15 protein-coding genes are annotated in these 14,593 nt (G+C 71.9%); 4 read left to right on the top strand and 11 right to left on the bottom strand.

Going from position 1 to position 14,593, the window contains the following annotated elements; translation table 11 throughout:
• Positions 1-3 precede the first annotated feature (3 nt).
• A complete protein-coding gene (locus E1202_RS12330; RefSeq protein ID WP_132683081.1) occupies positions 4-1,035 on the bottom strand; it encodes a DUF3616 domain-containing protein in 1,032 nt (343 codons plus the stop codon).
• A 162-nt stretch (positions 1,036-1,197) separates the two neighbouring features.
• On the opposite strand from E1202_RS12330, the gene E1202_RS12335 reads away from it, so the two are divergent.
• A complete protein-coding gene (locus tag E1202_RS12335) occupies positions 1,198-1,410 on the top strand; it encodes a hypothetical protein (protein ID WP_132673410.1) in 213 nt (70 codons plus the stop codon).
• Positions 1,411-1,463: 53 nt separating this feature from the next.
• Here E1202_RS12335 and E1202_RS32145 read toward each other — a convergent pair whose 3' ends face one another.
• From E1202_RS32145 to E1202_RS12345, 3 genes are all read right to left on the bottom strand, one after another.
• Positions 1,464-1,805 (bottom strand): hypothetical protein, encoded by a 342-nt coding sequence (locus tag E1202_RS32145; protein ID WP_235878164.1) that lies wholly within the window; start codon positions 1,803-1,805, stop codon positions 1,464-1,466.
• 93 nt (positions 1,806-1,898) lie between these two features.
• On the bottom strand, positions 1,899-2,180 hold the full coding sequence (locus E1202_RS32150) for a hypothetical protein (RefSeq protein ID WP_235878166.1): 282 nt from the start codon (positions 2,178-2,180) through the stop codon (positions 1,899-1,901).
• 69 nt (positions 2,181-2,249) lie between these two features.
• Positions 2,250-3,068: a GPP34 family phosphoprotein gene (locus E1202_RS12345; protein ID WP_132683083.1), complete on the bottom strand. Its 819-nt coding sequence runs from the start codon at positions 3,066-3,068 to the stop codon at positions 2,250-2,252.
• A 210-nt stretch (positions 3,069-3,278) separates the two neighbouring features.
• Between E1202_RS12345 and E1202_RS12350 the strand changes: the two genes are divergently transcribed.
• Positions 3,279-5,135 carry an ABC transporter ATP-binding protein gene (locus E1202_RS12350; protein ID WP_132683192.1) on the top strand — a complete coding sequence of 619 codons (1,857 nt, stop codon included), beginning with the start codon at positions 3,279-3,281 and terminating at the stop codon, positions 5,133-5,135.
• Between the two features lie 7 nt (positions 5,136-5,142).
• Here E1202_RS12350 and E1202_RS12355 read toward each other — a convergent pair whose 3' ends face one another.
• From E1202_RS12355 to E1202_RS12365, 3 genes are all read right to left on the bottom strand, one after another.
• Positions 5,143-5,628: a MarR family winged helix-turn-helix transcriptional regulator gene (locus tag E1202_RS12355; protein ID WP_207918597.1), complete on the bottom strand. Its 486-nt coding sequence runs from the start codon at positions 5,626-5,628 to the stop codon at positions 5,143-5,145.
• A gap of 28 nt (positions 5,629-5,656) precedes the next feature.
• Positions 5,657-6,652 (bottom strand): hypothetical protein, encoded by a 996-nt coding sequence (locus tag E1202_RS12360; RefSeq protein ID WP_132683084.1) that lies wholly within the window; start codon positions 6,650-6,652, stop codon positions 5,657-5,659.
• A gap of 119 nt (positions 6,653-6,771) precedes the next feature.
• On the bottom strand, positions 6,772-7,800 hold the full coding sequence (locus tag E1202_RS12365) for a PHP domain-containing protein (RefSeq protein ID WP_408006298.1): 1,029 nt from the start codon (positions 7,798-7,800) through the stop codon (positions 6,772-6,774).
• Positions 7,801-7,884: 84 nt separating this feature from the next.
• Between E1202_RS12365 and E1202_RS12370 the strand changes: the two genes are divergently transcribed.
• A complete protein-coding gene (locus E1202_RS12370) occupies positions 7,885-8,952 on the top strand; it encodes a tartrate dehydrogenase (protein WP_132683086.1) in 1,068 nt (355 codons plus the stop codon).
• Here the strand turns inward: E1202_RS12370 and E1202_RS12375 are convergent.
• Together E1202_RS12375 and E1202_RS12380 are read right to left on the bottom strand one after the other, a co-directional pair.
• The gene (locus E1202_RS12375; protein ID WP_132683088.1) at positions 8,942-10,321 is read right to left on the bottom strand and encodes an amidase; all 1,380 of its coding nucleotides are present in this window, start codon (positions 10,319-10,321) and stop codon (positions 8,942-8,944) included. The two genes, E1202_RS12370 and E1202_RS12375, sit on opposite strands and share 11 nt — an antisense overlap.
• 24 nt (positions 10,322-10,345) lie before the next feature.
• Positions 10,346-11,128: a hypothetical protein gene (locus tag E1202_RS12380; RefSeq protein ID WP_132683090.1), complete on the bottom strand. Its 783-nt coding sequence runs from the start codon at positions 11,126-11,128 to the stop codon at positions 10,346-10,348.
• A 258-nt stretch (positions 11,129-11,386) separates the two neighbouring features.
• On the opposite strand from E1202_RS12380, the gene E1202_RS12385 reads away from it, so the two are divergent.
• A complete protein-coding gene (locus E1202_RS12385; RefSeq protein WP_132683091.1) occupies positions 11,387-12,073 on the top strand; it encodes a GntR family transcriptional regulator in 687 nt (228 codons plus the stop codon).
• Between the two features lie 249 nt (positions 12,074-12,322).
• Here the strand turns inward: E1202_RS12385 and E1202_RS12390 are convergent, their stop codons facing one another.
• The gene (locus tag E1202_RS12390) at positions 12,323-13,441 is read right to left on the bottom strand and encodes an acyl-CoA dehydrogenase family protein (protein WP_132683093.1); all 1,119 of its coding nucleotides are present in this window, start codon (positions 13,439-13,441) and stop codon (positions 12,323-12,325) included.
• A 70-nt stretch (positions 13,442-13,511) separates the two neighbouring features.
• Positions 13,512-14,519: a 2-dehydropantoate 2-reductase gene (locus tag E1202_RS12395; protein ID WP_132683095.1), complete on the bottom strand. Its 1,008-nt coding sequence runs from the start codon at positions 14,517-14,519 to the stop codon at positions 13,512-13,514.
• Positions 14,520-14,593: the final 74 nt, after the last annotated feature.

Raw genomic sequence — 14,593 nt, forward strand, 5'->3', positions numbered from 1 at the left:
GGGTCAGAGCGGGACGACGTCGGCCAGCACCGCGCCGGCCTCCTCCAGGCGGTGCGGTGCCGGGCTGTCGTAGACGACGAGGAGCTCACCGGAGGGCAGCAGCGCGATCCCCTCTGCGTGGTCGTCGCCTTCGCCGTGCGGCAGGTCGAGCTCGCGGTGCAGTTCGCCGCGGTGGACGACGTCCGCCGCGGCGAGGGTGGCCGCACCCGGCCAGCGGTAGACGCGGACCGGGCCGTCGAGGTCCATCGAGGGCCCGGCGAGCAGCAGCAGGTCGTCGCCGTGCACGCACATGTCGCGGATGCCCAGGCCGTCGAGGTCGAGGAAGATCTTGGCGTAGCGGTGGCCGTTGAGCTTGCGCAGCTCCAGCTCCCCGTCCTCCTCGCGCGGTTCCAGCAGCAGCACCACGGCCCAGCCGCGCAGCACCGGCCCGCGCAGTCCGAGGTAGACGCGCTCCTCGCCGGGTGCGCCGTGCACCGCGATGCCTTCGACGTCGAGCCCGTTGTCCTTGCCCGGGATGTCCAGGAACGGCGCCAGGTGGTCGTCGTCGGCCAGCAGCGCGTACAGCCCTCCCCTGCCGAGGCCGGCGCTGCGCGCGCCCTCCGGGGTGCGTTCGGCGGGCACGTCGTCGGACAGGGCGATGCGGGCGAGCACCCGGCGGCTCGGTTCGGCGCTGACGGAGGCGAGGCGCTTGGCGGCCTTGGCGTCGGAGTGGTGCGACTTGATCTTGCGCCGCTTGGCGCTGTGCGACCCCACCACCCACAGGAACGGCCCGTTGCGGGAGATCCCCTCGACGTCGACCTCCTCGTCGGCCTCGCCGGGCAGGTCGACGACGTCGGCGAGCGGGAAGCTCACGTGCTCCCGGTACTCGGTGGGCTTGCCGGGGTCGTCGCAGGTGAGCCGTTCGACCGTGGCGGTCTCGTCGCCCGCGATCCAGAGGTGCTCACCGTCGGTGCGCACCGCCGAGAGGTTGACGTGGGTGTCGGATTCGACCGCACCGGCGGTGAAGGTCAATCGCACCGTTCGTGCTACGTTCACCCATCGTTTCTACCAGGATGTACCGGTGTGAGCTCCTGGATCTGGTGACGGGATGATCTCCTCGCCCACACGATCAAGTGACTGCGGGAACCGGGCCGCGGGTGCGCGGGTCCTAGCCGATGTCGTTGTCCTCGCGTCTTTGGGAGAAGGAAAGGGGTCGCCGTGCCAGACATCCGGGTCCGGCTCCGCGGTGGGCCGCAGGACGGTCAGGAGCTGACCGTTTCGGCCGATTCATCGGGCAAACCGATCCCGCGCATCACCCTTCCCGCTCGCGCTCGCAATCCGGAGGCCGTGCCACCGCGGCTGATCTACGAGCGCGCGGGCAAGAACGGTGATGGAACCTGGGAGTTCCGCTACACGGGTGCCGAAACCTGACGCCTCGTCGCCACGGCAGGGCACGGAGCCGGGTGCCCTGCCGCGACCGTCGGTCACCGACCGACCAGCTCCTCCGGGCCGATCCGCACCACGGTCGCCCGCGCGCCGAGTCCGACGCGCGCGTAGACCTGCGGTCTGGCGTGCTTGAGCACCGCTCCCCAGACCAGGCCGAGCGCGAAGACCACCGCCAGGCCCGACGGAAGCGCCCAGCCCCCCAGCGCGTGTCCCGGACCGACGCCGAGCGTGGTGCCGTACGCGGAGACCGCCAGCACCAGCACGACCGCCCGCAGCACCGATGCCGCGGTGGGCGCGACCCCGGTGGGCCACGCGCCGTAGCCGTGCCCGCCGACGCGGCGGAAGTAGCCGACCACGGCGAGGCAGCACGCCCAGCGCACCGGTCGTGGTACCCCAGAAGAACAGGTGCACGGCCGGGTCCAGCCCCAGCATCCCGGTGGCCAGCACCGCGCCGGTCGCCGCACCGGTCGCGATCAGCGATCCGGCGACCGGCGCGGCGGTGCGGGTGCTCGTCCGCGCCCACCACGCCGCGCCGATCCCCTCCCGGCCGAGGGCGAACAGAAGGCGCCTGCGTTGTCGACGTGCCGGGACGTGGTCACGTAGCCGATGGCGAACACCCCCACGACCAGTGCCATCGCCAGGTGGCCCAGCGGCACCCCGGGAGTTCCGGCCGCGGCGAACCCGGTGACCGAGACGCCGCCGACGATGGTCGCGGGGGCGCAGGCGGCCACCGTGAAGAACACGATCGACAGCACGCCCAGCTTGGAACGGCCAGCGCCGCCGAGACGTTCGAAGGAGGCAAGTGCCGCGCTCCTCGGATCTTCTCAGCGGCGTGGGGTGATGGCGGGCCTCCCGCGTGCGACGGCGATCTCGTGCACCAGGCTGCGCAACGTGCCGGGCAGCAGCGATTCCCAGGAGTCCATGCGGAAATCGCCCTGCCGCTGAGCCTGTTTGGACAACCGCAGGTGCCGCAGCGCCCCGGTCTCGCGCACCAGGAGGGCGAAGGTGATCTCGGCGAGCCGTTCGGGCACGGTGATCAGGCCGTTGCCTGTGGCGGTTTCGGTTCCGGTGAACAGCTCTTCGAGGTCGGCGGTGGTGTTCCCGCGGTGCTCGTCGGCGATGCGCCACGCCGCCGCCGAACCGCCGCGCAGCCCGCCGGACACCGGGACCTCGCGCAGGACGTCGACCAGGACCAGCCTGCAGCGCACCTTCTCCACCGCGGTCTGCGCCAGGTACTCCAGCCAGGTGCGCAGGTCGTGCCCGGACTCGCGGCGGATCTCGCGCAGCACCGTCCAGGCCAGGAAGTCCGGGCAGCGCCCGTTGCCGCTGGGCCGCACGTCAGGCGTCAGAGCGATCTCCTCTTCGACGATCAGCTCCGCCAGCAGACCGCCCGCGCAGCCCAGCGCCAGCAGACCCCCGTCGATCCGCGGGGAGATGCGGCTCTCCCCGCTGTGCGCGGCGAGGAAGAACCGGTCCGCGACGCGCAGCGGAAGTCGCGTCCCGTCGAGTTCCGCGACGATTCGACCGTCCCTGGCCGCGCCCTTCACCACGTGGTCGTTCTCCTTCACCAGCCAGACCGGTTCGCCGAGCTCGCCGCACTCCGGAAGGTGTCCAGGGCGGCACTCCGCGCAGTGCACGCCCATCGTTCAAGATCAACCTCTCCGGGCGCATCGATCGGACGTGGGATGTGGCCGAATTGTTGTGGTGGCCAACAGTCCGCATGGCGGTGCGCGGGGAACATCCGGGAGGCGCATTGACTTCCACCTAGCACGAAGTCCGAGGATGTAGTCACCCGAACCGCTGAACACCACCACATCACGAAGGACCACCAAGTGAACGCCAACTGGTCGACGATGCGCTCGTTCGCGAGCGACAAGTCCGTCACCCGGCAACGCCTGTCCGCCGGCCTGCTGCGCCGCATCGCCGGCTACGCCCGGCCCTACGGGCGCGACATCGTGCCGTTCCTGGTGCTGGTCGCGCTGGCCGCCGTGCTCGGGGTGGTCAACCCGCTGCTGTTCAAGGCCATCATCGACGACGGCATCGTGCCCCGGAACTTCTCGCTGGTGGTGTGGCTGGCGCTGGCGGTGGCCGGGGTCGCCGTGCTGGAGGCGGCGATGAGCCTCGCCCAGCGCTGGTACTCCGCGCGCCTGGGCGAGGGCCTGATCTACGACCTGCGCCGGGAGGTCTTCGACCACGTGCAGCGGATGCCGGTGGCGTTCTTCGTGCGCGCCCAGACCGGGGCGCTGGTCAGCAGGCTCAACAACGACGTCATCGGCGCGCAGCGGGCGCTGACCTCGACGTTGTCGTCGGTGGTGTCCAACGTGCTGAGCCTGGTGCTCGTGCTGGCCACCATGTTCACGCTCTCCTGGCAGATCACGGTGGTCTCGCTGGTCATGCTGCCGCTGTTCCTGCTGCCGGTGCGCTGGGTGGGCCGCAAGCTCCAGCGCATCACCCGCGAGCAGATGCAGCTCGACGCCGAGATGAGCTCGCTGATGACCGAGCGCTTCGGGGTGGCCGGGGCGATGCTGGCCAAGCTCTACGGCCGCGCGGACGAGGAGTCCGACCGCTTCGCCCGCCGCGCCGAGAAGGTCCGCGACATGGGCATCATCTCGGCGATGTACAGCCGGGTGTTCATGGTGGCGCTGACGCTGCTGGCGGCGCTGGCCACCGCCGTGGTCTACGGCCTGGGCGGCGGCCTGGTGCTGGCCGGGGCGTTCCAGCTGGGCACGCTGGTGGCGCTGGCGACGCTGCTCAACCGCCTCTACGGGCCGCTGACGGCGCTGTCGAACGTGCACGTGGACATCATGACGGCGCTGGTGAGCTTCGACCGGGTCTTCGAGGTCCTCGACCTCAAGCCGATGATCACCGAGGAGCCCGACGCCCGGGAACTGCCCGCCGGGGCCTCCGACGTCGAGTTCGACCAGGTCTCGTTCCGCTACCCGGCCTCCAGCGAGGTGTCGCTGGCGTCGCTGGAGTCGGTCGCGCGGGCCGACAACTCCCCCGCCCACCCGGTGCTGCACGACATCAGCTTCCGCGCCGAACCGGGTCAGACGATCGCGCTGGTCGGTCACTCCGGTGCGGGCAAGACGACCATCACCAACCTCGCCGGTCGGCTCTACGACGTCAACGCGGGGGCGGTGCGCATCGGCGGGATCGACGTGCGGGAGGCGTCGCTGGCATCGCTGTACGAGCACGTCGGGGTGGTCACCCAGGACGCGCACCTGTTCCACGACACGATCCGGGAGAACCTCGCCTTCGCCCGCCCGGAGGCCACCGAGGACGAGCTCGTCGAGGCGCTGCGGACCGCGCAGCTGGGCGAGCTGATCGAGACCCTGCCCGACGGGCTGGACACGGTGGTCGGCGATCGCGGGCACCGGCTCTCCGGCGGTGAGAAGCAGCGGCTGGCGATCGCGCGGCTGCTGCTCAAGGCACCGCCGATCGTGGTTCTCGACGAGGCCACCGCGCACCTGGACTCCGAGTCGGAGGCGGCCGTGCAGCGGGCGCTGGCCACCGCGCTGTCGGGTCGCACGGCGCTGGTCATCGCCCACCGCCTGGCGACCATCCGGGAGGCCGACCGGATCCTGGTGATCGACGGCGGCACGATCGCCGAGGAGGGCACCCACGAGGAGCTGCTCGCCCGGGGCGGCCACTACGCGGAGCTGTACCGCACGCAGTTCGCCTCGCAGTCCGACTCCGACGAAGCGGCCTGAGAACGAGTCAACCGGGCGGGGCCACCGAGAGGGTTCCGCCCGGGTCGACCTGGGCGAGCAGGGCCGTGCAAAGCTCGTCGAGGAGCCGGACCTGGTCCTCGTCGAGACCGTCCATGATCAGCGAGCGGACCTGCTCGACGTGGCCGGGGGCGGAGGCGACGACCTTGGCCATCCCGGCGTCGGTGAGCTCGGCGATGCTGCCGCGCGCGTCGTCCTCGGCCTTGCGGCGGGAGACGTAGTCCTGCTTCTCCAGGCGGGACACCACGTGCGAGACGCGCGAGGCCGAGGCGTTGGACTGCTGCGCGAGGTGGCTCATCCGCAGCTGGTGCCCGGGTGCCTCCGACAGCATCGCCAGCACCCAGTAGCCGAACATCGTCAGTCCGGCATCGCGCTGCAGCTGCGCGTCCAGAGCGGCCGGCACCACCGCCATCAGGGCGGCCAGCTTCCGCCAGGCGCGCTGCTCGTGGTCGCTCAACCAGCGCGTGTCACTCACGGTCCAGAGCCTAACAGCAGTTCAAGCTTCAACGAGGTTGCCCGACCAGTGGCGACACGCCGCGCGCCGCGCAGAACGAGCCGATCTTCTCGCGCAGCGCCACCGCGGCCGGGGCCGCCTGCAGCGGGGTGCGTTCCAGGGCCTTGCCGAGCCGGAGCAGACGCCGCAGCACCGCCTCGGTGCGTCGCGCGGCGGCCGCCGCCAGCACCAGGTCGACCTGCTCGGCGGCTCCGTCGAGCTCCCCGCCGCGCAACCGAGCGGCGGCCAGGTCCAGCCGCGCCAGGCACAGCTCGCCGATGCGCTGCCGCTCGGCGGGTTCCTGCGCGTACCCGGCGATGGCGGTGATCGCGTCCCGCTCAGCGCGGGCGAGCCCCACTTGGCCACCGAGCCACAGAGCGGTCGTGGACGCGTAGCCGTACTGCTTGGCGACCGGGAACTCCATCAACCCGGCCGGGTCGTCGACCTCCACGACTCGCTCACGGGCTTCCTCCGCACGGGTCAGGGCGCGTTCGGCGGCGTGGGCGTCGCCCAGTCGCGCCTGCGCCCGGGCTTCCACGGCCGCCAGCCGCACCATGGCCGTGCCGGATTCGGGCTGGTGGCGCAGCCCGTCCTGGGCGAGCTCGACGGAGTCGCGGCAGCGGTCGTCCCAGTAGGCCACCAGGCTCTGGGTGCCCCGGACCCAGCAGCGCAGCGCATCGCTTCCGGCCTGCTCCGCGCACTGGAACGCGGTGCGCGCCTGGGCTTCGGCCGCCACCGGGTGCCCGAGGTCGAAGGCGGCGTTGGCCATCGCCGCGCACACCAGTCCGGTGGTGTGGAACCAGTCGCGGGCGTGGTCGGCGGGCACCCGCCGTTCGAGCACCTTCATCGCCCGGTCGCGCAGGTCCCGCAGCTCCACGTACAGCGGGAACACCGGCTGGTGCGGGTAGTCGTCGATGATGCGCGCGACGTCCGCGCGGAAGCGTTCGAGGTTCTGCGGCCCGCTGGGACCTGGCCGGGTGGGGGTGGCGGGTTCGGTGGCCGGCATGAGCGCCTCGCTCTCGACGTGCCGTTGCCCCGAAAACCGGGCCTGGACCTGCTGCTTCGTCGCAACGGCGGCTCACGCGTACGGTGACAGCCCGGCCGAGAACACCGCAAGTGGGACTTTCAGGTGGCGATGTCGGCCGCCGGGCGGGTGTTGATGACGCGGTCAGGACCGATGCCGCACTCCTCGGCGCGAGCGCAGCCGTGCACCAGCCAGTCGAGTTGGCCGGGAGCGTGGGCGTCGGAGTCGATGCTGAACCGGCAGCCGAGGTCGCGGGCGAGTTCCAGCAGCTCGCGGGGCGGGTCGAGCCGGTCGGGCCGGGAGTTGATCTCCACGGCGACCTCGTGGTCGCGGCAGGCGGTGAACACCTCCCGCGCGTCGAAGGTCGACTGGGGCCGCTTGCGGTCGCCGATGAGCCGGCCCGTGCAGTGCCCGAGCACGTCGACGTGCGGGTTGCGCGCGGCGGCGACCATGCGGCGGGTCATCGGCCCCGAGGCCATCCGCAGGTCCGAGTGCACGCTGGCCACCACGACGTCGAGCTCGACGAGCAGGTCTTCGTCCTGGTCGAGGCCGCCGTCGCCGAGGATGTCGACTTCGATGCCGGTGAGGATCCGGAACGGCGCCAGCCTGCTGTTGAGCTCATCGACCACGTCGAGCTGCTCGCGCAGCCGGTCGGCCGACAGGCCGCGCGCGACCGTGAGCCGAGGTGAGTGGTCGGTCAACGCCATCCACTCGTGCCCCAGCTCTCGCGCGGTGGTGGCCATCTCGGCGATCGGGCTCCCGCCGTCGGACCAGTCGGAGTGGGTGTGGCAGTCCCCGCGCAGCGCGGCGCGCAGGCTCGCGCCGTGCTCGGGGACCTCCGCCTCGTCGCGCAGCTTCGCCAGGTAGTCGGGTGTTTCACCGCGGTGGGCCTGGGTGATCACCGCGGCCGTGGTGCGGCCGATGCCCTCCAGGTCGGTGAGCCCGCCGGACCCGACCCGCCGTTCCAGGTCGGAGGTCTCGGACACGACCGCTGCGGCCCGGCGGAACGCCCGGACCCGGTAGGTGGGCGCGTTCTGCCGTTCCAGCCAGAAGGCGATCTCGCGCAGGGCCGAGACCGCGCCGTCGTCGGTCACCCGTCCTTGGTAACCGGTGACGCGCTCGTCCGCCACCGTTGCGCGCCCCTTCCCCGCCGATGTCCCCGCGCGTTAGATGAACCTGAACGTGTCCGCTCGAGCTTGCGACGGGATGTGCCCATGCAGCAGTACGAGATCGCGGTGTTGCCCGGCGACGGCATCGGCAACGAGGTCATGCCCGAAGCGCTGCGCGTGCTGGACGTGATCGGCGCGAAGCACGGCGTGCGGTTCGACCGCCGCCACTTCGACTGGAGCTGCGAGACCTACCGCACGACCGGGCGGATGATGCCCGAGGACGGCCTCGACCGGCTGCGCGACCACCACTCGATCCTGCTGGGCGCGGTCGGCTACCCGGGCGTTCCGGACCACATCTCGCTGTGGGGTCTGCTGATCCCGATCCGCCGGGTGTTCGACCAGTACGTCAACCTGCGCCCGGTGCGCCTGCTGCCCGGGGTGACGGCACCGGTGCGCGACAAGCAGCCCGGCGACATCGACTTCTGGGTGGTCCGGGAGAACACCGAGGGCGAGTACTCCAAGCTCGGCGGCCGCCAGAACGAGGGGACGGACCGCGAGACGGTGCTGCAGACCGCCTCGTTCACCCGCTTCGGCACCGACCGGATCATGCGCTACGCGTTCGACCTGGCCCGCAGGCTCGGCACACCGCACGTGACCTCGGCGACGAAGTCCAACGGGATCTACTACTCGATGCCGTTCTGGGACGAGCGGTTCGCCGAGATCGCCCAGGAGTACCCGGAGGTCCGCGTGGACCAGGACCACATCGACATCCTGTGCGCGCGGTTCGTCATGACCCCGGAGCGCTTCGACGTGGTGGTGGCCAGCAACCTCTTCGGCGACATCCTCTCCGACCTCGGTCCGGGAGTGACGGGCACGATCGGCGTCGCCCCGTCGGGCAACATCAACCCGGAAGGCCGCTACCCGTCGACGTTCGAGCCGGTGCACGGCTCGGCGCCGGACATCGCGGGCAAGGGCATCGCCAACCCGATCGGCCAGATCTGGTCGGTCGGCATGATGCTCGACCACCTTGGCCTGACCGAGGCGGGCGCGGACGTGATGGCGGCGATCGAGCAGGTGCTCGGCGACCCCGCCGCCCCGCGCACCCCGGACCTGGGCGGCACCGCCACGACCGAGGACCTCGGCAAGGCCATCGCCGAGGCGATCAACGGCTGAGGCGGGCGGCCACGGCGAACAGCCGGTCCTCCTGTCCCGGTCGGCCGACCAGCTGCAGGCCGACCGGGAGCCCGTCCACCGTCCCGGCGGGCACCGAGATCGCCGGGGCTCCGGCGAGGTTCCAGGGACGGGTGAGGCCGATCAGCGGACCGCGCACCGGGGTTCGGGTGCCGTTGACCTCGATCTCGCGCTGGTCGATCTCGGGCGCGGTGACGCAGGTGGTGGGCATGGCCAGCAGCTCGACCTCGTCGAGCAGCGCGGCGACCTCGGCGCGCCAGTCGTCGCGCTCGCCGAGCGCTCGCACGTACTGCCAGCCCGCGGTCTCACCGGCCAGCCGCAGGATCGCCAGGACGTCGTCGGTGAACAGCTGCGGCGCGTCGGCGATGCGCTCGGCGTGCACGGCGTGGGCCTCGCTGAACTGGATCGCGCCGAAGGCGCGCAGCATCCCCTCCAGCCCGTTCGGGCGGACCTCGCGCACGTCGATCCCGTCGACGTCCAGCGCCGTGCGCGCGACGCCGGTGACGCGGGGGTCGGTGGGGTGCAGCAGGTCCGGCGGGATCCAGCCGAGCGACACCTCGGAGCCGTGCTCGCGGCTGGGCATCGGCCGCAGTCCGGCCAGCACCCGGTAGGCCAGCCGGCAGTCGGCGGCGGTGCCGGCGAGCACGCCGACGTGGTCGAGGGTCTGCGACAGCGGGAACACGCCGTCGGCGGGAATCGCGCTGTGGACGGGTTTGAAACCGGCGACCCCGCACAGCGACGCCGGGATGCGCACCGAGCCGCCGGTGTCGGTGCCCAGCGCCAGCGGCACCATCCCGGCCGCGACCGCCGCGCCGCTGCCGCCGCTGGACCCGCCGGTCATCCGCCCGGGGTCGTGCGGGTTGCGCGAGGGTCCGTTGTGGGCGCGGTCCCCGGTGGGGCCGAAGGCGAACTCGTGCGTGGTGGTCTTGCCGATGATCACCGCACCGGCCTCCCGCAACCGGCGCACGCACTCGGCGTCCGATGTGGACACGTGGTCGGCGAAGTGCGCCGAGCCCATGGTGGTGCGCAACCCCGCCACGTCGATGATGTCCTTGACCGCCACCGGGACGCCGTGCAGCGGGCCCCGGTCGAGACCGTCGGCCAGCTCGGCGTCGGCCTTCTCCGCCGCGCGCAGCGCGCCGTCGCGGTCGAGGGTGACCACGGCGTTCAGCTCGCCGTCGAGCGCGTCGACCGCGGCCAGCGAGGCCGTGGCGAGGTCGACGGCGCGCAACTCGTCGCGGCGCAGCTGCTCGCCGAGCTCGTCGATGGTGCGGCCGTGGAAGAAACCTGTCGTGTGCTGCGTCCCGGTGCTCAACGCGCCTCCCGCCCGGCTGATCAGCGAAGGGCTCATCTTCGGCTCGCGAACGACGATCCGTCAACGCTCGGCGCGCACCGCGGTGATCACCATCAGGGCCGCCACCAGCAGTGCCATCCCCAGCGACAGCACCGTCACCCCGGCGTCGTGCGCGGGACCGTGCCCGGACAGCCCCGAGACCAGGGATTTGACGCCGAGGAACACCAGCAGCGCCGAGAACCCGACGGACGCGTCGGACGCCCGCGCGCACAGCCGGGCGGTCAGCCGCACCAGCCGGACGGCGCCGAGCAGGGCGATCAGGTTCGCGCACAGCACCACCACCGGGCCGCCGCCGGTCGCCGAGACCGCGAAGGCGCCGAGCGCCACCGCCGCCGGAACCGCGCCGAGGCTCAGCGCCCCGGCGTGCGGCAGGCCGGTTTCGCCGCTCCGGAACAACCACCAGGCGGCGACGAGCACCAGCAGTCCGAACAGAGCCGAGGTCCACCCGACCCCGGCGACTCCGGTGGCGGCCAGCACGATCCGGGTCAGAGCCGAGGCGCCGATGGCGAGCACCACCAGCCGCCGCGCGTCCGGGACCTGGTGGGTCAGCACCACGAGAACGACGACCAGGTCCACGGTGACCGCGAACGCCGAACCCCAGGCCGCCAGGAACTCCCCGGCCAGCGGCGGTGCACCGATGCTCAGGCCGGTCGCGACGAGCAGCGCGGCGGCGATTCCCGCCCCGGCCACGAGCAGGTCGTGCCGCGTGGGGGCGCGGCCTCGGGCGCAGGCGAGCAGGTCGGTGGCCACTGCTGCGAGCAGCACGGCGACCGCTGCGAACGGGAGCAACGCGGGCACGCTCATCGGCGCCTCCGGCAGTGGGGAGCGAATCGTTCCCCGCGGACCTCGGCTCTGGGGCCTGGCACCGGTGGTTCTAGTCCGACCGGAGGATGGTGTCCAGGACCACACCGGTTATCCATCCGTTCGGCCCAGCGGCTGGTCCACACTGGACGAATCGGTTCCGCCGCTCGCGGCTCCGCGCTCACCGTCCGGAATACTGTATGCTAAAACCACGGGCTGAGCCCGTGGCCACCGTCGGTACGAGCAACCGGAGCTGACCGCATGTCGCTGACCTCGAAGCTGTCCGAGGGCATCGCCACCCGCCAGGTGGCGCGCCCGGTCCCGCTGCGCGAGACGGTCTACGAGGCCATCCTCGAACTGATCATCACCGGCGAGCTCAAACCCGGTCAGCACCTGGTCGAGAAGGAACTGGCCGAGGCGCTCGGCGTCTCCCGCCAGCCCGTGCGCGAAGCGCTCCAGTGGCTGCAGAAGGACGAGTGGGTCGATCTGCGCCCGGGCTACGGCGCCTTCGTCCACAGCCCCACCCCCGAAGAGGCCGATCAGCTCCTCGGCGTGCGCACCCTGCTGGAGGCCGAATCCGCCCGGCTGGCAGCGCTGAACTCCACCAAGGACGGCGTCGCCGCGCTCAAGCAGATCTACAAGTCGGGACTCTCCGCGCTCAAGGCCGACGACGTCGAAGCGGTCGTGGCCGCCAACGCCGAGCTGCACGCCAAGATCACCGAGATGTCCGGCAACAAGGTCCTCAACGAACTCGCCGCGCAGATCAACCGCCGAGTCCGCTGGTACCACACTCCCGTTGCCAAGAGCCGCGGCAAGCAGGCCTGGGACGAGCACTCCGCGCTCATCGACGCCATCGCCAAGAAGGACGGCGACACCGCCTCCCGTCTCATGCGCGAGCACACCGAACACACCCGCAAGAGCTACCTCGATCACAGCGCCGAGGACTAGATCAACTCCACACGCTCTGGGTTCTTCGTTGTGAAAGCACCGAGAAAGCTGAATCGTGCACCATTCGTGTTGCCTGCCTGGGGCACATGAGCGTCCGGTGTTGGATCGGCGGTCGCTCGGGTGGCCGGGCGCCGGTTCGATGAGTGATGGGGGATTCATCGCGCCGGCGCCGGCGTCACCGTTCAGGGAAGGGGACCGAGAGCGGCCGCTTGTGGGGAGCGGCCGTTCTTTCCATTTCTCCACCTCTTCCTAGGCCAAAAGCGCGTTCCCGCAGGCGATTCTGCCGAGGCGGTCCCAGGCCTGGTCCACCGCGAACTGCCCGTGGGCCGCGGTGTGGGCGTCCCGGAAGCGGCGTTCCACGCCGAAGTCCTGGCGGAACGCGTGCTGCCCGCACACCTTGATGCCGAGCTCGGCGACCTGGACGGCGTTCTCGCCGCTGAGCGCGCGAGCCTGCAGCAGTCGTTGCAGACCGTCGGGGTGCCAGTCGTGCTGGACGGCGTCGGCGAGCACCAGCTCGGCGGTGTCCACCTTCGTCCGCATCCGGGCGAGATCGGCCCTGACCTCGGGCTGCTCGGCCGGCGGGTCCTGCCATCGGGCCCAGGACGGCTGCGGGCCGGTCACGCATTCGACGCCGCGAGCGAGCACCGCCTGCATCAAGCCCAGCGCGAGCGCGGCCTGCAGGGCGCACATCCAGGGCAGGATCACCTCCAGCAGCTCCTGCGCCGCCTCGTCGCCGCCGAGCGCGGCGGAGGAGGGAACGAGGACCGGGTCCGCGGTGATGGTCGCGGTGGCGCTCCCGCGCAGCCCCACCGCGTCGGCCGATGCGGGAACGCACAGGCCGGGCGCTTCCGCCGGGATCAGCCACAGCGACAGGGCGCCGCGCCGCCCGGCGGGCGGGCCGGTCCAGACGTAGCTGTCGGCCTCGCCGGCCGAGACGACCCGGTTCTTGCGGGCCGACAGGGCGACCACTCCCCCGCGCGAGTCGGCCCGGCCCGCCGGGACCAGTCCGGGGTTCCCGGTCTCGGCCAATGCCAGGGTGCTGAGGTGGTGCCCGGCGGCGCTCGCGCGCAGGAGTTCGGAATCGGCGTGGCGGGCCAGCACGGCCGTGGCCGCGTAGTGGGCGGCCAGCACCGCTGCGGTGGAGCCGCAGACCCGGGCGACCCGGTCGGTGACCTCGACGGCTTCGCCGAGGCCGCGGCCGAAGCCGCCGTGCCGCGCGGGCAGGGTCAGCCCGAGCAGACCGGCCTGGCCGAGCGCGTCGACGTTCTCGCGCGGGAACCGTCCCGCACCGTCGGTGTCGCGGGCGCGCGGCTCGATGGTCCTGCGCAGGACGCGCTCGAGGACGTCGCGGTGGTTGCGGGCCGTCATCGCGGGCCCCTGGCCGGGCCCGCCGCGACGAGTGCGCGGCGGGCCCGGGTGCTGCTGCGGTCGGACATGCTCACTCCCGTGGGATGCTCCCGGCCGTCGCGGGTTCGCCAGGCGCGAGCCGCCGGCCGAGCAGGTCGCCGAGTGCGTTGACGGTGCGCAACGTGGGGGCTTCGGCACCCACCAGATCGGCCAGTTCGACGACCGCGGTGAGCATCGCCTCCAGTTCCAGGGGTTTTCCCCTCTCCAGGTCCTGCAGGGTCGAGGTCTTGTGGTCACCGGTGCGTTCGGCTCCGGCCAGTCGCCGCTCGATGGCGATGTCGGGAGAGCAGCCGAGCGCGGCGGCGATCTCCAGCGATTCGCGCATCATCGCGGCCACGAGCGCCCGCACGCCCGAGTGGCGGCACATCCCGGCGAGGGTGGCTCCGGTGAGCGCGCTGATCGGGTTGAAGGCGACGTTGCCCATCAGCTTGATCCAGATGTCGCGGCGGATGTCGTCCTCGACCGGGCACTTCAGCCCACCGGCGATCATGGCGTCGCTGAACTCGCGGCAGCGCCGGGAATAGCTGCCGTCGGGTTCGCCGATGGAGAAGCGGGTCCCCTCCCGGTGCCGCACCACTCCGGGGGCGTCGAGTTCGGTGGCGGCGTAGACCACGCAGCCGATGGCGCGGCGTGGTGGCAGGACCCGGCTGACGGCGCCGCCGGGGTCGACGGTGTCGATGCGGTGGTCTTCGAAGGGGCCGCGCAGCCCGTGGAAGTACCACCACGGGATTCCGTTCTGCGCGGCGATGATCGTGGTGTCCTCCTTGAGCAGGGGGTGGACCAGTGGTCCGCAGGTGGCGTAGGAATAGGCCTTCAGGCCGAGGACGACGTGGTCGACCGCGCCGATCTCGTCCGGATCGTCGGTGGTGTGGGGCGCGACCTGGAAGTCCCCGCGAGGGCTGAGCACCCGCACGCCGTCGGCGCGCAGCGCGGCCAGGTTGTCCCCACGAGCCAGCAGGCTCACGTCCGCTCCCGCCCGATGCAGGCAGGCACCCACGTACGCGCCGATGGCACCGGCGCCGACAACAGCGACTCTCACAATCGATCTCCGCTCTGGTCTTGCGGCCAGGCGCAGGTGTCGGTGCATTCAGTATACAGTATGTGAATCGCCCG

Origin of the sequence: Saccharopolyspora karakumensis, from assembly GCF_004349225.1 — a bacterium.
Taxonomy (GTDB): domain Bacteria; phylum Actinomycetota; class Actinomycetes; order Mycobacteriales; family Pseudonocardiaceae; genus Saccharopolyspora; species Saccharopolyspora endophytica.